Below are 19,454 nucleotides of genomic sequence, written 5' to 3'. Positions count from 1 at the left end.
TGACCGGGACAGGCGCGAAACGCTCTAGGCGTTGGTCGGTTGAGCGGGTTGTTCTTTTTGCCGACGGGCGATTTCGGCGCGGTATAGCTGAACGAAATCAATGTTTTCCAGGTTCAGCGGCGGATAGCCACCGTCACGGGTCACATCGCTGACGATCCGGCGCAGGAACGGGAACAACATACGCGGGCATTCGATCAGAAGGAACGGATGCAACTGCTCTTCCGGGACGCCTTCGATGTGGAATACGCCGGCATAGTCGATCTCTAGCAGGAACAGCGGATCACCGCTTTCCTTCACCTTGGATTCAACGTTCAGCTTGATCGAAACCTCGTACTGGTGATCGACCGCACGCTTCTTGGCATCAAGATTGACCTGAACGCTGACATCGGGCTTCACTTCTCCCGTGGCACCCTTTTGGGCCATGACATTCTCGAAGGACATATCGCGAATGAACTGTCCAAGAATGTTCATTTTCACCTGCGGTTGTTGTTGACCGCCATTTGCAGCGGCGGCGCCGTTGTCAGACATCGAAAAGCTCCTCGAAACATGATTTTCCGCTGCTTAGCAGTTTGGCTGTGGCACCTCAATGCTACTTGCCGTCTTCGACCCAACCAGAGGGCCCGGTGCGCGGTTTGCGGTTTGGAGTGACGTCCTCGAACTCTCCGTCGATCACATCACCCGGTGTAGGGCGCTGTGGCGATTGGCCGGAACCCATCTCAAATTGATGCACTTCCACGCGCGACCGCACAAATCGGAACACCGCGCGTCGAACCGGCGGCATCAGCAGCGCAAAGCCCACCGCATCGGTAAAGAACCCCGGAGTCAGCAGCAAAACGCCAGACACGAGTATCATTGCACCATGCGCCAGCGGCTCTGTCGGGTCATTCAAATCGGCAAACGAACTGCGCAACTCTCCCATGGCGACTCGCCCTTGCGAGCGTACCAGCGAAGTTCCCAGGATCGCCGTCAGGACAACGATGGCCAATGTCGGCCACAGCCCGATCAGACCGCCAACTTGAATAAACAGTCCGATTTCGATCAGCGGCACCAACAAAAACGCCAGAAATAGGTACATTGCGCGTTTCCTTTCCCTAATGTGGCGAGGTAGACTTGACCCCGCCCGTCACCTACATAAGTGCGACAGGCAGGGCTTACAAAGCCCAAGATAAACAAGAGGTCCAAATGAATTCGTCCATCATACAGCTTTTGGTGCTTGCTGGCATTGCCATCTTCCTGATTTTGCGCCTGAAGAGTGTATTGGGCACCCGCGACGGATTTGAGAAGCCACCCGTGCCAAAAACGGACGAGCCCGTCGCGCGCAAGGGGTTTGAGGTCATCGAAGGCGGACCCGATCGCGATATCACCGATCATGTCGAGGAGGATGGGCCGCAGGCACAGGACCTTGCCGCGATGAAGCGAATCGAACCCGCTTTTTCGGTCAGCGAGTTCGTTCAGGGCGCACGCGGTGCATACGAGATGATCGTCATGGGCTTTGAACGCGGCAACCTGGATGAAATCCAGCCGTTCCTGGCCGATGATGTTTTCGACGCCTTTGTCGATGTGGTGGCGGCACGCGAAGACAAGGGGCTGACCATCGAGGCCGAGTTCGTCGGTGTCCGTGAAACCAGCATTCAGGATGTCAGATTCGACAAGGATACCAACAAGGCAGAAATCACCATGCGCTTCGTGGCCGAGTTGACATCGGTCGTACGCGACAAGGGCGGCGACATCATCGAAGGCAGCCCGACGGCGATCAAACGCCAGAAGGACACCTGGACGTTCGCGCGCGCGATGGGGTCCAATGATCCCAACTGGTTGCTGGTCGCGACAGACGGGTAATGGCGACGTTTCGGGCGCGGGGCAGTGACGATGGCCGATGGACTCTGTATCGAAGCCGCTCCTGACCTGCTGCCGGATGCCGTCTGATGGTTCGCCGCAAGCTGACCGACGAAGAAATCGATCTCTGGCATCGTGTTGTTGAACGCGCTGAACGGTTGCATGTCGACGGCAACCCCACGCGCCCGCTACCGAAGCCAAAGCCGACACGGTATCCAACGCCGCTGGCGCCCCGCCCAAATCAGGCCACACCTCCAAGCCCGACCCTGACGGTACGCCCGCAATCGGTTCAGATGGATCGCAAGGCCTATGGCCGGATGAAACGTGGCAAGCTTGTCCCGGAGGGCCGGATCGATCTGCACGGCATGACGCTGGAGCGCGCGCATCCCGCTCTGACACGGTTCATCCTGTCATCCCAGGCATCCGGGCGGCGTCTGGTTCTGGTCATCACCGGCAAGGGCAAGGAGTCAAAGGACACCGGCCCGATCCCGGTGCCGCGTGGCATCCTGCGACGCAACGTACCGCATTGGCTGTCTATTCCGCCGCTCGCGCAGGCGGTGCTTCATGTCGAAAACGCCCATATCAGCCACGGTGGCGAAGGGGCGTACTATGTCTATCTGCGCAAGTTCCGTTAAAGTACAAGGTCCAGCCTTGCGCGACGAATACCCAGATAGACCATCATCGTCGTAAACAGAAAATAGCACGCGATTCCGAGGAACTGTTGTTCCAGTCCGACCCCTGCGTCGATCAGCACACCGGTTATCCCCGGACCAATTGCAGATCCCAGAACCATCACGGCCGCCACCATCGCCTTGATCGCTCCGATATGTGCGGTGCCGTAAAACTCTGCCCAGAACGCGTTGGGCAAGGTCGAATTTGCCCCGGTTGTCAGAGCCAGGAACAGAAACCCGACGAGAGCCATCAATGGCCCGGCAGCAATGGAAAAAGCGACAAAACTCACCACCAGCGGCAGTTGATAGAATGGCATCAACCGGGCCGTTCCCCATCTGTCCAGCGCCCAGCCCGAGCCAACCATCGTGACAATCCCGATTACCGTATAGACCGGAAAGAACGCGACCAGTTCCACGTGCTCCCATCCCTTGATCTCGGCAAAATGCACCTGGTGGAAAAAGAATGCGGTGTTGAACGCGGCCGGACCAAGCATGGCGGGGACCATCATCCAGAACAGAGGATGCGACAACGCCTCTCGCCGGGTCCAGTTCCGACCCTGCATTCCGGTGCCCGAGAAGTCCTGCGCCATGCTTTGCGGCGTGCGTTCCTGCCGCAACAAACGGACCAGAACCGGCACACCCAGAACACATATGCCGGCGGCAAGAAACCACAGGATATGCCAGTGGGCGACCCCCATCAATGCCACGAAAATGATCGGCAGCGTGGCCTCGCCCAGCGCAAAGCCCAAGGTCGCAACAGACAGCGCCCTGCCGCGCATGGCCTGGAACCAACGCGCCATGGCAACCACCGCCAGATGGCTGCACATTCCCTGACCGAACAGGCGAAGTGAAAAGATAATCATCGGCAACAGCCAAAGAGAACGGTTCATGGCCATCGCCACACAGGCAATTGCCAACCCGATCAGGACGAGCGGCCCCAGAGCCCGCACCCGAAACAGATCGGTCAGACTCCCGGCCCAGATCATCACCACCGCCGAGATCGCAGTGCCAAGGGAATAGAGCCCGCCCCAGTGCCCGTGGCTCAACCCGAATTCGGCACGGATTTCCCCGGCAAAGATCGAGATGAAGAAGGTCTGGCCAAAACTTGACAGAAAGGTGAGCAGGCCACCGGCGGCGAGCCAGGGCGCATTTCGCTTCAGAAAGCCAAGCAAGGTCATGAATCGCGTTTGCCCGCGCGATCAGGCTTAGGCAAGCGCTATCTTTGAGAGTCGTTCAGCGGTTGCAGGATAATCTTTTTATCCGGGCCTCTATCGACATTGACTCCGACAAGGCGTGTCATTGTCGAAACCGCACCCAAAGCACCCTAGCGTTCAGAGGACATATTGGCTGACGTCCGTGGAGCGCGACAGAGCGCCAAGGTTGGCTTCGACGAAATCGGCGTCGACAACGATCTGGTCACCAGAGCGATCCGGCGCATTGAAAGACAGTTCCTCGAACACGCGTTCCATCACGGTATAGAGCCGCCGCGCGCCGATGTTTTCGACCGCGTGGTTCACATCTGCCGCGATCTTTGCGAGGGCTGCAATGCCGTTTTCGGTGAAACTCACCTCGACCTGCTCGGTGCCCATCAGCGCGGTGTACTGGAGCGTCAACGCATTGTCGGTTTCGGTCAGGATGCGCACGAAATCCTCTTCGGTCAGCGCGCGCAGTTCTACCCGGATCGGCAAGCGCCCTTGAAGCTCGGGCAGCAGGTCGGACGGTTTGGCGATATGGAATGCGCCAGAGGCAATGAACAGGATATGATCGGTCTTGACCGGCCCATGCTTGGTGCTGACGGTCGTGCCTTCGATCAGGGGCAGCAGATCGCGCTGCACACCTTCGCGGCTGACATCGCCGCCGCGGGCTTCCTGCCGAGCACAGACCTTGTCGATTTCATCGAGAAACACGATTCCATTCTGCTCCACAGATTCCAGCGCGGCCCGGGTCACGGTTTCATCATCGAGCAGCTTGTCCGCCTCTTCCCCGATCAGCACATCATAGCTTTCGGCGACGGACATCTTGCGCCGCACGGTACGCCCGCCAAAGGCTTTGCCGAACATGTCGCCCAGGTTCATCATGCCCACGTTGCCGCCGCCGGGCTGGCCCGGAACTTCGAACATCGACATCGGGTTCGAGGTGTCGGCCATGTCAAGCTCGATCACCGTATCGTCCAACTCTCCGGACTTGAGCTTCTTGCGAAACATCTCGCGCGTGGTTTCGCGGGCATCCTCGCCGGCAATCGCCGATACAACACGTTCCTCGGCGGCCTTGTGCGCGGCGGCCTTGACGTCTTCGCGCATATGTTCGCGGGTCTGGGCAATCGCACTGTCCACCAGATCGCGCACGATCTGCTCGACATCCCGCCCGACATAGCCGACCTCGGTAAACTTGGTTGCCTCGACCTTGATGAACGGCGCACGCGCCAGTTTTGCCAGACGGCGGCTGATTTCGGTCTTGCCGACGCCGGTGGGGCCGATCATCAGGATATTCTTGGGATACACTTCATCCCGCAAATCATCTGCCAGCTGCTTGCGCCGCCACCGGTTGCGCAGCGCCACGGCAACCGCGCGTTTGGCATCCTTCTGGCCGATGATGAACCGGTCCAGTTCGCTGACGATTTCGCGGGGGGTCAGGTCAGTCATTTGATGTCCTTCCAGGCCGGGGTCCCGGCGGATATTGTTCGAGATGTACAGAAAAACATCAGCCGCCGATCGTTTCGACGGTCAGGTTTCCGTTGGTATAGACACAGATATCGGCAGCAATCGCCATGGCCTGGCGGGCAACATCCTCTGCGGATTTGTCGCTGTCCATCATCGCGCGCGCAGCGGCGAGAGCAAAGTTGCCCCCGGATCCGATTGCGGCAACGTCGTGCTCGGGTTCCAGAACGTCACCGGCACCGGTAATTACCAGAATATCCTTGCCGTCGGATACGATCAGCATGGCTTCAAGCTTTTGCAGGTACTTGTCGGTGCGCCAGTCCTTGGCCAACTCGACACTTGCCCGCGCCAACTGTCCCGGCGTCGCTTCCAGTTTCTTCTCGAGCCGCTCAAGAAGGGTAAACGCGTCGGCGGTGGATCCGGCAAAACCGGCAACCACATCAAAGCCACCGGGTGACAGGCGGCGCACCTTGCGTGCGCTGCCCTTGATCACGGTCTGACCAAGCGAGACCTGGCCATCGCCGGCAATCACCACTTTGCCGCCCTTCTTGACGCCGATAATGGTGGTCCCGTGCCAGCCGGGGAATTGATCATCTGCCATGCGTGTCTCCTGTATGCGAAGCCAATCTGGGCGTTTTGCATCCGATTTCAAGCGCACTACCCCTGGCGGCACCCGGTGATCAAGCCGGATGTGACTTCTTTTTTTGGGCCGGACCCGTGTTTGCGGGCTTCCTAATCATGCAATCCGTGCAGATCGGGAATGCAAAATCACCATTTGTCCCCAGATATCCGGCTGCCTATGTACGCTCTGCAACCGACATGGAGTCGGCTGTTTCACTCTTGATAGGCGAAAAAAGATGACGACTGTACAACACGACGCGCCACACGGAGCAGTCACGATCCTCCGCGTGGTCAATTTCCTTAATGCTGTGGCCGCAGAACTGAAATCCCGTCACGAGGCGCGCATTACCCGCAGGGCGCTCGCGCAGCTGTCGGAGCGCCAACTCAGCGATATCGGGCTGACCCGCGACTACGTCGACGCCCTCTGACACGCACCTCCGCCAACATCGTTCGCAAGATACAGCCGTCCATCCATTTGGGCGGCTCTCATTTTGGCCCTGCAAGAAAAAGGGCGCCCCAACCGGGACGACCTTGCGTATTCTGCGAATGGCGCGCTCAGATCGACTCGTCGATCCAGCTTTGCAGTGCGGCCTTTGGCTTGGCGCCGGCAATGTTCGACACGACCTGACCGTCCTTGAAAATGAACAGGGCGGGGATGCCGCGGACGCCCATTGCCGCAGCGGAGTTCGGATTGCTGTCGACATCGACCTTGGCAACCTTGATCCGGCCTTCGTATTCCGCGGACAGCTCTTCCAGAGCCGGGCCGATCTGTTTGCAGGGGCCACACCACTCGGCCCAAAAATCGACAACGACGGGAATATCGGAATTCTTGACTTCGGCGTCAAAGGTGGCGTCCGTGACAGCGACGGTGGACATGATCAGGCTCCTGGATCATTGCGAGGTTGGAGTAAAACCTATGAACGCACAGCGCCATCGTCAAGAGATGGTGCGCGACCGAGCGCATCAGACACAAGATCGTGTGGAAATGGCATAAGTGTCGCGGTGCGCGTCCACAGGATCGCGGTTTCTATCCTGTGATCCGGGTAGACTTGGCCCAACATCGCGGCGTAGGCCCCCATTTGCCGCAACAGTCCGTCGGGACAGTCTTCGGGCGCTGCGGGCACTGTCGCGTTGGTTTTGAAATCAATCGCACGGACAGATTTCGCTCCGACAATCAGACGGTCGATCGTCCCGTGAAATCGCCGCCCGTAGATTTCTGCCGTAACCGGGACTTCTGCCAGCGTATCGCGGGCAAAGACGTCGTAGAGGTCCGGATTCTTCAGGACGGTTCGCGCCTCGGCCAGCAGCGGTGCGATCTGCAGGCTGTCCAATCCGTGCAGAATTCCAAAGGCTGCTTCATTCCAACCTGCTTGTGGCATGTCCGGTAGATGCTCCAGCAGCAAATGAATTTGCGCACCGCGAAGCTTTGCTGCCTCTTCGTCCAGCCCGGAGTCTCCCGGCAGCGCTTTCGCACCTCCGAGGTCGGATGGGCTCAGCGATCTTGTTCCGGGTTTGGGCGGGGTCGCGGCTGAGCTGAAGATTTCGGGTACAACAACCGTGTGCTGATCAATCTGCCCGGTATCCTGCTGCTCTGGCGCATGCCAATCCAGATGCGCCAGCCGCAGACCCGGACCGGATTCAAAGACGCACTGTTCTGCGCCGGCTTCGGTCAGCGCGGTCTCGACCATCTGATACCAACTGTCGCCATTCTTGTCCAAATCGCCCGCAGCAGTAACGATCAGCCACTTTTCGGCCCGTGTTAGAGCCACATACAAGAGCCTAAGCCGCTCATTCAGCTGTCTTTGCTGGGCTTCCGCATGGGCAGTCGACATGGCCTTTGGCATGTCGACTGCAGTCATCCGCCAAAGCGGCACATCGTCAACCGTCATGATCTCGCCGCCTCTGGGCGGACGCCGTGGCCCGGTGTCTGGCAGGATCACGATCGGCGATTCCAGACCCTTGGCCCCGTGCACGGTCATCACCCGTACCATGTTGCCGGCCGTACCCATCTGTCGCTTGATCTCGAGATCATCGGTTTCCATCCAGACAAGGAAACCCGTCAGGCTCGGAATATCCGCACGCTCAAAGGACAGCGCCTGCGACAACAGGGCGTTGATCCCATCCTCGGCCTCGGACCCCAGCCGCGCCAAAAGCTTGCGCCGCCCGTCGTGGCGGGTCAGGATCCGCTCGACTAAGTCATAGGGACGCAGGAAATCGGTCTGGCCGCGCAGATCGTTCAGGATCGCCATGGTTTCCGGGTATTCATCGGAACGCTTGCGCAGGGCGGTCCACAAGAACGTGCTGTCGCGACGATGCGCAAGATCGAAAAGGGTCTGTTCATCCCATCCAAAAAGCGGAGATTTGAGCGCGGTGGCCAGCGACAGGCTGTCTTCCGGCGTCGCGAGAAAGCTCAGCAACGCCGCCAGATCCTTGACCGCCAGTTCCGCGCCGACCTTGAGCCGATCCGCCCCGGCAATCGGCAGCCCCGCCGCCTTGCAGGCCCGGATGATTTCGGCAAACAGGTCAGACCGGCGCTGAACGAGGATCAGAAAGTCTCCGGCCTGAACCTTTCGCCGCCGCAGTTCGCCCGGCGCGTCACCGTCAACCGGTATGGTTTCAGCGTCCGCGATCATCCGGCTGATCGATGTTGCGATCTGTTCCGCCAGGATGACATTGTGGTGGCGCGGGCTTGGCCGGTCGATCGGGTCCGTCCAGACCCGATCGTCGGCATCATCGACCCTTTCCACGACCGGCCACAGATCAACCCGGCCCGGGAGGTTGGACTTGAAGGCGCGGTGATGCAAATCCGTTCGAAACCCCGCATCCTCGTGACCGGCAAAGACGATGTCGACCAATCGCAGGATCGCCTCGGATGACCGGAAGGAGTATTCCAGCGTCAAATCCTGCAAGCCTTCGCCCGACCCTGCAAGGCGCTGGGAGAACTCTGTCTGCATTCGGTCGAATTCTTCCGGATCGGCGCCCTGAAAGGAGTAGATCGACTGCTTTTTATCACCGACGACGAAAATGGTTCGCGGCTTGTCGCCGCGCGCTCCTTCGCCGCTTGTGAACTCTTGTGCCAGCTTTTCGATCACATCCCACTGGACTGGGCTGGTGTCCTGCGCTTCGTCCACCAGTATGTGGTCGATCCCGCCGTCGAGCCGATAGAGCACCCATTGCGCCACGGCCGGATCGTTCAGCAATTGTCGCGCCTTGAGGATCAGATCGTCAAAATCCAACCAACCGCGCAATTGTTTGCGGCGGGCATATTCCGGCAGAAAGGCGGCGGCAAAACTGTGAAGCGCGAGCGATTTTCTTGCGCAGGCGAGACCCAACCGCAAAGGCCGCGCTGCTTCGATCCGCAGCATCAGCGCGTCGAGGCCGGGCATCAGGTCCGGGTTATCGCCTTGCGTTTTCTTGGTGGGAACAGCCCCTATCTTGGCGGAGAACGGAGAATTGGCGTCCTTTCCAGTCAAGAACGCAGATTCCAGCGCTGGCAGGTCCGACAGATCAGGCGTCGTGATGACCGCCAGTTTTGCCGCCAGGTTTTGCTCGGTCTTGCTGCCTCCGTTGACGGCGGCACGCAGACGATCCAACAGCTCCGCCTCAGCGCCGAAAAACACTTCGGCGCGGAGACGCGTCTCGTCATATCCGACGGGCAAATCCAGGCTGCGCCACAATGCACCCTGGTCAACAGGATGTGCAAAGGCTTCACGTTGCTGGACCAGCGCACGGGTCAATCCGTCGAACGTGGTGTCACTCAGGAACTGCGCGATCCCATCCACCAGATTTGCCTGCGGACCATCGGCAAAGTCCTCGACGATTTCAGCCTGAAGCAATTCCGCCGCGCGGTCTTCCATCTCGGTGAATTGCGGACTGACCCCGGCCTCCAGCGGAAACCGCCGCAAGAGCGATGCACAGAATGAATGAATGGTCTGGATCTTCAGCCCGCCCGGCGTTTCGATTGCCCGCGCAAACAGCGTGCGCGCGTGGGCCAGCTGGTGCGGCGAAACCGAACGGGATACGCCAAGATCGACCAGCGTCGCCGTGAGGTCCCCATCGCCGCGCATCGCCCAGTCGCCCAGCCGACGGAACAGCCGGTTCTGCATCTCGCTCGCCGCGGCCTTTGTGTAGGTCAGGCACAGGATATGTTCGGGCCTGACATCTTCGAGCAACAGCCGCGCCACGCGGTCGGTCAGAACCCGCGTCTTGCCCGACCCCGCATTTGCCGCGAGCCAGGTCGACGCATCCGGGCGCGCCGCCGTTACCTGCCGTTCTGTTGCGTCATCACGGGGCATTACGTCAGGTCCTCCGTGACCGGGTTTGCAGAGCGATCCCATTCTCCAAAGCGTGCCAACTGGTCGAAATACCCGACGTCGGAGTCCTTTTCCAACATCCTGCGCGCGGTGTATCCCTGTGATTCATCCAGGTAGGCGCCGATCAACTCGCGCAGATCAGCCAGGACCTTGGCCGCCGGCTCTTCGGCCAGAGGAGCGTGGACATTCGCGCCGGGGCTGCCGACCCGCAGGAACACGGCCTCGGCAACAGGGGCGGGGTCGAGAGCGTCAAAACCACCGTCTTCGGCAATCGCGGCCTCGATCAGCAGTTGCTTGTCGAACTTTGCTTGCTGGCTCTTGGTTGGCGGTGCGCCGGTCTTGTAGTCATAGATATGGAGCGCGCCCGTTTCATCCCTATCAATGCGATCTGCCCGTCCGGTCAGCGTAAAGGGCAATGGAGTCAGCGGATAGCGCAGCACGGCCTCGTAGGCGGCGGGCCATGCGATCTCGCGACGCGCCTTCTCTTCCGACAGGAACGCGTCGGCAATGCGCGCCAGCCGGGCGCGCCACAGCCGTCGCGCCGCTGGCCAGGAAACACTGGTGTTCAATTGCCTTTGTGCGAAATCAAGAAATACATCACGTGTCAGGTCGCCGGGTCGATCGGTTGTGTGTTTGATGAAGGTTTCCAGAAAGTCATGCACGGCAATCCCGCGCAGCAGGGCGTCCGGCTCTTTCACCAGCGGATCGAGCGGGCGCAGCCGCAGCACATGCTTTGCGTAGATCGCATAGGGGTCGCGGATGAGCGTCTTGATTTCCGTCACCGACAGTTTGGTCGGGCGTGACACAACCGGGGGGCGCGGCGAGGGCCGGTGGGCCGGTTCAACGCGCGGGGCCCGGTCAAGTTCTTTGGCCCAGTCCAGCCATCTCTGCCCCCGCGCCGCCATGTCCTCCATCGCCTTGGGGCCACCCTGATCGGGTAGCCCGTTCAGCAGGTTCGTCACCCGGTTGAGCCAACGCGACGGCACGGTTTCCGCATCGTCAGAGCGCAGCGAGCGGGTCAGCCACACTTCGGGGGCGCAGGCCGCTTGTTGAAAGTCATGCGCAGAGAGGCCAATTCGCCGCTCGGGCAACAACAACCCGGCCTTGTTTCGCAAGGTCCGGTTCAGCCATGGATCGGGGTTCGGTGCCTCGGGCCAGCTTCCTTCGTTCAACCCGCCGAGAATGAGCAGGTCGGCCCCCTGCACCCGCGCCTCCAGCGTGCCCCAGATCATGATGCGTTCGTGTGGTGCGTTCGGGTCGCGGACCTCGCCACCTGCCAACAAGGCACCCAACAGGTCGGAAAACTCGCGCGCGGTCATGTCACCGCCATGCCCGGCTTCGGCTTCAAGTGCGGCAATGATGGTCTGCGCTTCGGTTCCGGCAAACCCGGTCCAAAGGGCGCCGCTCCCGGTTTCGCGACTGCCACCGGCAATGGCTTCGGCCATTTCGCGCAGATGCAATGTCCAGTCTGCAAGGGGTCGTGCGCCGACGGTATCCTGACCGGCGAACCGGCTCGTCAGCCAGTCGATCCATTCCGGCGGCGGCAGGTTCTTCTGTTGCTGACAGATCGCGGTCAAGGTTTCAGCCGTGGGAAAGGGTGGACCATTGCGGCGCAGGTACAGTTCCAGATCGCGACTGTACAACAGGTGCTCGCCACGCATGGCATCGCTGTGACACAACGGATGCTTGAGCAGCGTCAACAGCATCTCGCCGTTCAGGGATTTTGCAAACAGCCCGGCAACATGGCGCAGGAACCGCCCCGGCGGCGACAGCTGCAGCGGCAGGCCGGCGCTGTCGTCCGGGAGGATGTTCCAGCGGTCAAGTGCTGCGGAAACCTGTCGTGTCAGCATTCGGTCCGGCGTGATCAGCGCGGCGGTTTGCCCGGTCTCTGCGGCCTTGCGCAATCTCAGGGCAATCGCCAATGCCTCGGCGCGCGGCTCCGGTGCCCGTATCAGCGTCACATCGGCGGCTGCGGTTGCCAGATTGCTCAGGCCCGGCCCTTCGGTCAGCCAGGCATCCGTCACCGGAGCAGGGCGCAATGCCAGGGAAATCAGCCGGTTCCGGTCGGGTGACGGCGGCTGCGCATCGGTCCATGGCGCGACATCGCTGGGCGCAATCTGCAACATTTGCATCAGGTGGCGAAACCGGTACTGCGGATGATCCTCCGATTGCAGAGGTTCATCAAGCCGGGACCAGACCGCATCCGGCTGATCAAAGTCATACCCCGGCAAGACAATCGCCCCTTGCGGCAGGCGCGCAATTGCAGCCATCAAGAGCGCAGTTGTGCCGCGCGACCCGGTCGAACCTGCAAGGATGACCGGTGTTTCCGGCGGTGCTTCCTGCCATCGCTGGATCAGGGCATCGACCATGCGGCGCTGGCGTGTCTGAGGGTCCACCATCAGCCCGTCTTGCGCCGCAAGGTATTGTTCGGCGATGCCAAAGAACTGTTGTGCACGGGCCCAGTGGCTCGACATGTCGCTGACATCAAGCTCGCTGATCCGGCTTGGCGGAACGCCTTCGCCCTGCATTTCGTCCATCAATTCTGCCAGACTGTCGGCCAGCGAATAGACGGATGATCGCGCCGCGAGGTCCGGTTGTTGGTCCAGGAGACGGCTGATCAGCCGCGCCAGTTCCAGCCTGCGCCGCAATGAAGAGGCCAGAGGCGGCAATTTGACCCCAGTTGCGCCGATCTCGGTCAGCAACGACACCTTTGGCAAAAGGCGGGCCGGACCGGCATCAAACAGGTCGCGCATGCGTCGGGCCATGCGTCGTGTGTTCACGACAATCTGCACCCGCGCGAGTGCGGTTGGATCACCGGCATCGCAGCGACCGATCACGCCGTCAACCAAGGCATCGGGAAAGTCGACACCCGGTGGCAATGCAAAGACGCGCGGCTTGTCGGTTGGGTCAAACATCGGATTGCGCAAGCAGGTCTTCGGCCAGCCCAATCCCGGCCGGGTGGCCGATATCGCACCAGCGACCGGGATACCTTAACGCGAACAACTTGCCATCCTGCAACATCCTGTCCCACAACACGTTGAGAGAAAAAGAATTTTCCGGGATGTCGTGTAGTTCGTCCGTTTTGACAATCTGCGCCCCGCCATAGACGAAATCCGCGCCGCGGCTGATCCGTCCTGATTCATTGACATCAAAATCGCCACTGCCGATCCGGCCAACGGTTTGCGCAATTGGAACACAAACCAACAACCCATCCATCTGATCCGGCTTCCACGCCTTGCGCAAAAGGGTCAGCGGATTCGGGCCCGCCCAAATCGCATCGGGGTTCAGGGTAAAGACCGGGCCATTCCCCAACTGGGGCAAAGCTGCGCGCAGGCCACCGCCGGTGTCCAGAATTTCGGGTTGTTCCGGTGACAAGCTTACACCCAGCGGGCGCAGGTGATCGGCCATCTGATCCGGCAGGTAGTGGGTGTTGGCCACAATACGGGCCGGATTGGTTGCCTTGATCAATGCGAGTGCATGATCAATCAGCGGCTTTCCGGCCACGGGAATCAGGGGCTTGGGACAATGATCCGTCAACGGCGCCATCCGGGTGCCAAATCCGGCGGCAAACAGCATGACGGCGTCGGGGCTCTGCTTCATGTCGGCTTCAGGTATTCCAGGTTTTCCGGAGTCGGTGTCGGGAGTGCGTTTCGCAACAGGTTCGCGATCGGCTGCAGGGCGGGATGGACAAGATCGCGCATCAGGTGGGCCCAGACACGCGGGATCAGATCGACGTAGTGCGGTTTTCCGTACTCCAGGCCCAGCCGGGCAAAAACACCGATGATACGCAGGTTGCGCTGGGTGCCGAGCACGGCATAGGCGGCGGTGAACTGCTCAGGATCTGCACCCGACCTGGCAAGATAGCGGTTGATCATCGCAGCCTCGAGTTCCGGTGACACATCCCGTCGGGCATCCTGCAGAAGCGACACCAGATCATAGGCCGAATGCCCCAACATCGCGTCCTGAAAGTCAAGCAAACCGACCCGTGCCGCGCCCGTCCGATCCGGCAGCCAGAGCAGGTTTTCGGCGTGGTAGTCGCGCTGGATCAGGACTGGTGCGGCGGGGTCGTAGTCCGCACAGAGTTCATGGAACGTTGCCCGAAACCTGTCTTCGCCTTCCGTATCACCAACAATCCCGCCCCGGTACTTTGAATATGCCAATGCCGAGAGATCGGTCATCACCGAGGGAGCATAGGTCTCAAGCTCGGGGAGGGGTGCGCCGTGCAGTTTCAGCAGAACGTCAATTGCGGCCTCGTATAGCGTCGTCTCAAGCCCCGGCTCGGTGCGGACCACACGAGCGAACAGCGCATCACCCAGGTCTTCGATAAGCAGGAATCCGTTCTCGACATCCTCGGCCAGAATGGTGGGAGCACTCAGGCCGACGCCGCAAAGATGCTTGGCAATGCGCACAAACGGACGCACGTCTTCTCCCTTTTCGGGCGGTGCATCCATCAGGACGACCGTTTCGCCGGTATCGCGATCTGTGAGCCGTTCGTAACGCCGGTTCGACGCGTCACCGGCAAGCGGGCCGCGTCGGGCATCGGCCCAGTCGGTGCGGCTCAGGAAAGAGTCGGTGAGCGCATCGCGGTTAGACATTGTGGATTTGCTCCAGTTTTGAGGGCCACTTTGAGTCAGACCAGACACAGGTCAGGGTCCGCGCGGTTTCAGATGACGGATCTGTTTCAAAGGTCAACCGCAATGCCGCAGGTGGTGCAAGATCACCCAGCCGGTCGGGCCATTCGACAAGGCAGATGGCGGTCTCGAACGCGTCGGCAAGGCCGAGCTCCTCGATTTCATCGAGCGCCGTCAGCCGATAGAGATCTGCATGCCACAGTTCACCGGCAGTGGTGTCATAGGTCTGAACGAGCGTAAACGTCGGCGAAGGTACGTCTTCGGGGACATCCTGCAGAGATTGGATCAGGTGACGCGCGAAATGTGTCTTTCCTGCTCCGATCGGCCCTTCGAGCAGAAGGGTATCTCCCGACACCAGTTTTGCACCGATCTCTGCCGCGACTTGTGCGGTGTTTTCAGGGTTCTGCAACGGGATGATATTTTGCGCGACTGTCATTGAGCCACAATGCCGGGCCGCGATTCCGGTCGCAAGCAGCTTTGTCAGCCTGCCGTCAATTCCGGCTGCTTTTGCGCAATCGACCGAGGTCTATCTGTTGCGCGACTAAAGCTGATCATCGTCGCTCCGCGCTGGACGGGATGCACGCTGCAGACCAGCGTCTCACCGGATTTCAGCGCAACCTTGGCCCACCATTCCGCGCGGTTTTCCTGCGTCGTGACAAAATCACGAATATCTCCCCATATCGGGTTGGCCATGCTCTGGTCCTGCCAGATCCGGCTGGAATCGAGGATCGACGTCTGGGCAAAGGAGCTTTCAGGATCGACCCCCCACAAGATATGGTAGGCGGTGTTTGAGAAGATCAGGTCGCCCGTCATGGAAAAGACGGCAATTGCGTCGTCAATCTGATCAAAAACCGCCTGCCACATCTCGAGATCCGAACGAAAACGGCGCGTCAGGGTAATTTCGGCGGTGATGTCTTCCATCAGGAATGCAACTGCCCCGTCAGGATGGGGTCGCCCGCTGACCGAATAGACCGATCCGGATGGCAGCGACCATGTTTCCTGATATCGGCCATCGGCGGCCGCCTCGACCAATTCGGCCATCTGGTCGCGCCAGCTGTTGTAGTTCTTTGGTTCGGGCATCATTCGGCTGTCCCGCAGCCGGTCAAAGAACGACAGGATTGTGGGGCGGGCGCTGAGAAAATCAGCAGGCAGCGCCGTCAGATCGACAAGCGCGGGATTGAACAGCACAAGCTGCCGGTTCCGGTCGAAAATCGCCAATCCGATGGAAAGCTGGGCAAAGGTCTTTGCAAGAGTCTGGACGAAATTGCGCCGTGTCACTTCGGCGTCGACAACTGCGTTCACGTCAATGGCATAGATCAATGTTCCGGCATCGCACTGCACGACCGAAACGTCGAACCAGAGCTTCTTGCCAGTTTCGGAAATCGTGAGACTGCGCCGGGTTCGCTTGGTCGGGATCGGAACTTCGCCTGCGGGCCCAAAGAGAGAGGAGACCTTCCTTGCGGGTTTGCCCAGGGCCGTTTGGCAGAGCGTATCAAATGCCGCGTTGAACCAGATGACATCGCCTGCGTCGTCAACGCACCAGATCGGATAATGCGCGCTGTTGACGGCAAAGCGCAGGGTTTCCAACTCGTGTGTCGCGCCGGAAAGGACATCGATCAGATCGCCTGATTGCGGGCTGTCCTGCTGACGTTTGCGCATTGATACCCGTGTAATTCCATCGATCCACTCGCAGTAGATCTCATTCGGATTCTTGAGATCCGGAGCCTGCGCGACCACCTGGCCGCTGACCTTGACGATATCGTGGGTCTTGGGAAAGGTTGGGTAGAGTGAGGAGAGCCCCTGATGCAGATCGCTCCAGAAACAGGGGCCGTCGGGCAGTTCAATGACCCGGCGCGCACGGGTGCTGGAATCGACGAGATCAGAGCCGTCAAATATCCAGACAACGTCATCGGCAGATTTCGGCCCGACATTGCGGACCTGCGGGCGCGGCGTCAAGAACCTTGATCCCGCGTAGGCGGCGAGAAGGCACGTTATGGCAAGCATGAAGAGTTCGATGATCGGTAACCCCCGGAACATTCTAACCCGAAACCTTGATGAGTGCCTCAGTTTGACCGGAGATTGGTTAACGGGATGTTAAGGGCGGTGACCGGCGCAGGCCGCGAGGCGCCGCTTTGGCGGGCGAACCGGGCTGATCAGATGGCCAGGCGGGTCTAGTTATAGCCCGGCCGCTTTGGTGAGATTCACGCGAAAGCGGTCGCGCCGGCGCTGGTACCGGCGGGTCATTTCAGCGGAGGCATGGCCGAGATGTTTCTGCACGTACCGCTCGTCAACTTCTGCGCTCGAGGCGAGGCCCGCACGCAGAGAGTGGCCGGAGAACAGGGCGAGACGCTCATCTTCGGGCAACTCCGGACGCAATCCGGCGGCCAAAACCGTTTTCTTGATCAGGCGGGCAACATGCCTGTCGTTGAGTCGGGCCTCGAATGTCCGTTTGCCATCCCGCGACGTGCGCACAAAGATGGGGCCAAAGGTGATCTTGGCATAGTGCAGCCATTGCTCCAGCGCATGGACAGGGCAGCTCTTTTGGGACGATCCCCGGCCAATCTCGACCTCGCGCCAGCCGGTCTTGGCGTTGAGCATGAGCAAAGCGCCCCCGTCAAGAATTTCGACCCAGCCATTGCTGTCCGGTGTGTCATCCTTGCCGACATCAAGGGACACGATCTCGGAGCGACGAAGGCCGCCTGCATATCCCAGGAGCAGGATTGCCCGGTCGCGCAAACCCCGCAGATCGAAGGGCAGGGTGGCCACCATGGCGAGGATATCCTCGGGCAGGATCGCTTCCTTTTGAACAGGTGGCCGGGCATGTTTGCGTTTGATCCCGGCCAGAACGGTGGCGATGTGGCGGTCCTTGCGGTCAAGCGTGAGCCCGCGTTGGGCATAGTTCCAGGTCAGCCCCGAGAGACGCCGGTCAATGGTCGAGACGGTGAGGGCAGGGGACCCGTCTGTGGGAGCCGCAAGGTCAGCAAGGTAAAGGCCGATCATCTCCGGTGAGGGCGGCAACGGTTCTGCGCCCTTCACCCTGCACCATCGGGTGAAATGGGCCCAATCCTTTGAATAGGCCTTGAGCGTATTTTCAGACGCGGATTGCTCTGCATAGGAGCGCGCGGTTTCAACAAGACGATCAAGCCTGCCTGAGCCTGCTACATGAGACGGCAGGGCAATCGGGTCGCGTTCATCGCGATCACGCGCACCATGGTCGACTCCGTCGTCTTCCGGGCTCGGTATCCCTGTGCTTGCGGCCATGTGTCAGGTCAATCCGTACTTGAGGTTAGATCACGCCGCAGCCTACCCCTAAATGTTGCGGCAGGGCAATTGCTCCGGTCAGGACTCCCGGCGATGTTGTCGGTCTGTGCGTTGCGCGAAAGCCCATGCCGCGTATGCCTGCGGCAGAGCTGTCTCGCGTTGTGGTGTCGCATGTGCAGTTGCTCCATCAGCGCAAGATTGATGGCCTTATGGTCCTGCAGAGAGGTCAATCAGCCCGACGTTTCCAGCGTTTGATCGACAACAACGTGGCGGGTTTGGGGTGCGGCCACGCTGTTACAAAACCGTCACATTAATTTTGCATAAGCATCACAGAATCCGACTAGCCACACGTCAGGGATCGACCGATCTGATCCGAAATGACTATCAGGAGATACCATGTCTTTCACCAAGTTTTCTGTGTCGGCGCTGGCCCTTCTCGCCGTATCTGCCACAGCCGCAGCCGCGCGTGACGAAATCCGCATCGTTGGTTCGTCCACTGTATTCCCCTACACACAGGCCGTGGCCGAGCAGTTTGCCAACATTACAGGCGCTCCATCTCCGATTGTTGAATCCACCGGCACCGGTGGCGGCATGAAGATCTTTTGTGGCGGTATCGGCGAACAGCATCCCGACATCACCGGCGCGTCGCGCGCCATGAAAGCTTCGGAATACGAGCTGTGCCAGTCCAACGGCGTGACCGAAGTTTCCGAAGCCCTGATCGGTTTTGATGGCCTGTCCATGGCGATTTCGCGCGCAAACGAATTTGCCTGGGACCTGACGCTCGCTGAAATCTACCTCGCGCTTGGTGCGCAGGTTCCGGTTGACGGCGAATGGGCCGACAATCCCTACACCACATGGGACCAGATCAATCCTGACCTGCCCGCCGTCGAGATTCTTGCCTATGGCCCGCCGCCAACATCGGGAACCCGTGACGCATGGGTCGAACTCGCGATGCATGGTGGTTGCGAGGAACTGCCCTTTGTCCACGCCGGTGGCTTTGACGGCGATTGGGTCAAGGAAAACTGCTCGCGCATGCGCACCGACGGCCCCTTTGTCGAGGCGGGCGAAAACGACAACCTGATCGTTCAGCGTCTCGAAGCCGATCCAAACGCCATGGGCATCTTTGGTTACTCGTTCCTGTTCGAAAATCTCGACAAGCTGAAAGGCGTGTTGATCGAGGGCGTCGAGCCGAACACCGATACGATTGCCTCCAAATCCTATCCGGTTTCGCGGCCGCTGTTCTTCTACGTCAAGAATGCACATCGCGGTGTCATCCCGAACCTCAACGCGTTCATCGAAGAGTACATGTCGGATGATGCGTTGGAAGCCGGTGGATACCTGTCCGAACGCGGCCTGGTGGCGCTTGCCGATGACCGTCGCGTCGAACTTCAGGACGCGGTCCTGAATGGCGATGCAATGACCGCTCCGGAATAGCCAGGGCACTCAGAATCAGACCCCGGGGCA

Annotated in this window: 17 protein-coding genes; 4 read left to right on the top strand and 13 right to left on the bottom strand. The window is 60.1% G+C overall.

What is annotated here, in order from left to right; all coding sequences use genetic code 11:
• Positions 1-24: 24 nt before the first annotated feature.
• The gene (secB, locus tag QO231_RS19625) at positions 25-528 is read right to left on the bottom strand and encodes a protein-export chaperone SecB (protein WP_316780408.1); all 504 of its coding nucleotides are present in this window, start codon (positions 526-528) and stop codon (positions 25-27) included.
• A gap of 61 nt (positions 529-589) precedes the next feature.
• Positions 590-1,075, bottom strand: a complete 486-nt coding sequence (locus tag QO231_RS19620) for an FxsA family protein (protein WP_316780405.1) — start codon at positions 1,073-1,075, stop codon at positions 590-592.
• Positions 1,076-1,182: 107 nt separating this feature from the next.
• On the opposite strand from QO231_RS19620, the gene QO231_RS19615 reads away from it, so the two are divergent.
• Entirely contained in the window at positions 1,183-1,839 is a 657-nt protein-coding gene (locus tag QO231_RS19615) for a Tim44/TimA family putative adaptor protein (protein WP_316780402.1), read from the top strand.
• A gap of 86 nt (positions 1,840-1,925) precedes the next feature.
• The gene (locus QO231_RS19610; protein WP_316780399.1) at positions 1,926-2,471 is read left to right on the top strand and encodes a Smr/MutS family protein; all 546 of its coding nucleotides are present in this window, start codon (positions 1,926-1,928) and stop codon (positions 2,469-2,471) included.
• Here the strand turns inward: QO231_RS19610 and QO231_RS19605 are convergent.
• From QO231_RS19605 to hslV, 3 genes are all read right to left on the bottom strand, one after another.
• A complete protein-coding gene (locus tag QO231_RS19605) occupies positions 2,468-3,685 on the bottom strand; it encodes an MFS transporter (protein WP_316780396.1) in 1,218 nt (405 codons plus the stop codon). The two genes, QO231_RS19610 and QO231_RS19605, sit on opposite strands and share 4 nt — an antisense overlap.
• A gap of 153 nt (positions 3,686-3,838) precedes the next feature.
• Positions 3,839-5,149 (bottom strand): ATP-dependent protease ATPase subunit HslU, encoded by a 1,311-nt coding sequence (gene hslU, locus QO231_RS19600; protein WP_316780393.1) that lies wholly within the window; start codon positions 5,147-5,149, stop codon positions 3,839-3,841.
• A 58-nt stretch (positions 5,150-5,207) separates the two neighbouring features.
• The gene (gene hslV, locus QO231_RS19595) at positions 5,208-5,765 is read right to left on the bottom strand and encodes an ATP-dependent protease subunit HslV (protein WP_316780390.1); all 558 of its coding nucleotides are present in this window, start codon (positions 5,763-5,765) and stop codon (positions 5,208-5,210) included.
• Between the two features lie 256 nt (positions 5,766-6,021).
• Between hslV and QO231_RS19590 the strand changes: the two genes are divergently transcribed.
• Positions 6,022-6,213 carry a DUF1127 domain-containing protein gene (locus QO231_RS19590; protein ID WP_316780387.1) on the top strand — a complete coding sequence of 64 codons (192 nt, stop codon included), beginning with the start codon at positions 6,022-6,024 and terminating at the stop codon, positions 6,211-6,213.
• 127 nt (positions 6,214-6,340) lie between these two features.
• Here the strand turns inward: QO231_RS19590 and trxA are convergent, their stop codons facing one another.
• From trxA to QO231_RS19550, 8 genes are all read right to left on the bottom strand, one after another.
• On the bottom strand, positions 6,341-6,661 hold the full coding sequence (gene trxA / locus QO231_RS19585; protein ID WP_316780385.1) for a thioredoxin: 321 nt from the start codon (positions 6,659-6,661) through the stop codon (positions 6,341-6,343).
• A 38-nt stretch (positions 6,662-6,699) separates the two neighbouring features.
• Positions 6,700-10,080 (bottom strand): double-strand break repair helicase AddA, encoded by a 3,381-nt coding sequence (addA, locus tag QO231_RS19580; protein WP_316780382.1) that lies wholly within the window; start codon positions 10,078-10,080, stop codon positions 6,700-6,702.
• Positions 10,080-13,013, bottom strand: a complete 2,934-nt coding sequence (gene addB, locus QO231_RS19575) for a double-strand break repair protein AddB (protein ID WP_316780380.1) — start codon at positions 13,011-13,013, stop codon at positions 10,080-10,082. Before addB ends, addA begins: the two co-directional genes overlap by 1 nt.
• Entirely contained in the window at positions 13,006-13,698 is a 693-nt protein-coding gene (locus tag QO231_RS19570) for a nucleotidyltransferase family protein (protein ID WP_316780377.1), read from the bottom strand. Before QO231_RS19570 ends, addB begins: the two co-directional genes overlap by 8 nt.
• The gene (locus tag QO231_RS19565; protein WP_316780375.1) at positions 13,695-14,693 is read right to left on the bottom strand and encodes an aminoglycoside phosphotransferase family protein; all 999 of its coding nucleotides are present in this window, start codon (positions 14,691-14,693) and stop codon (positions 13,695-13,697) included. The genes QO231_RS19570 and QO231_RS19565 overlap by 4 nt, the downstream gene beginning before the upstream one ends.
• A complete protein-coding gene (gene tsaE, locus QO231_RS19560; protein ID WP_316780372.1) occupies positions 14,686-15,165 on the bottom strand; it encodes a tRNA (adenosine(37)-N6)-threonylcarbamoyltransferase complex ATPase subunit type 1 TsaE in 480 nt (159 codons plus the stop codon). The genes QO231_RS19565 and tsaE overlap by 8 nt, the downstream gene beginning before the upstream one ends.
• A 44-nt stretch (positions 15,166-15,209) precedes the next feature.
• A complete protein-coding gene (locus QO231_RS19555; protein ID WP_316780369.1) occupies positions 15,210-16,685 on the bottom strand; it encodes a PAS-domain containing protein in 1,476 nt (491 codons plus the stop codon).
• 219 nt (positions 16,686-16,904) lie between these two features.
• Positions 16,905-17,990 (bottom strand): tyrosine-type recombinase/integrase, encoded by a 1,086-nt coding sequence (locus QO231_RS19550; RefSeq protein WP_316780366.1) that lies wholly within the window; start codon positions 17,988-17,990, stop codon positions 16,905-16,907.
• Between the two features lie 396 nt (positions 17,991-18,386).
• Between QO231_RS19550 and QO231_RS19545 the strand changes: the two genes are divergently transcribed.
• The gene (locus tag QO231_RS19545; RefSeq protein ID WP_316780363.1) at positions 18,387-19,424 is read left to right on the top strand and encodes a substrate-binding domain-containing protein; all 1,038 of its coding nucleotides are present in this window, start codon (positions 18,387-18,389) and stop codon (positions 19,422-19,424) included.
• Positions 19,425-19,454: the final 30 nt, after the last annotated feature.

It is taken from the genome of Sedimentitalea todarodis (assembly GCF_032595355.1).
GTDB lineage: Bacteria > Pseudomonadota > Alphaproteobacteria > Rhodobacterales > Rhodobacteraceae > Sedimentitalea > Sedimentitalea todarodis.
Note: the sequence above shows the minus strand (reverse complement) of the source record. Positions and strands in the feature narration are given on the sequence as shown.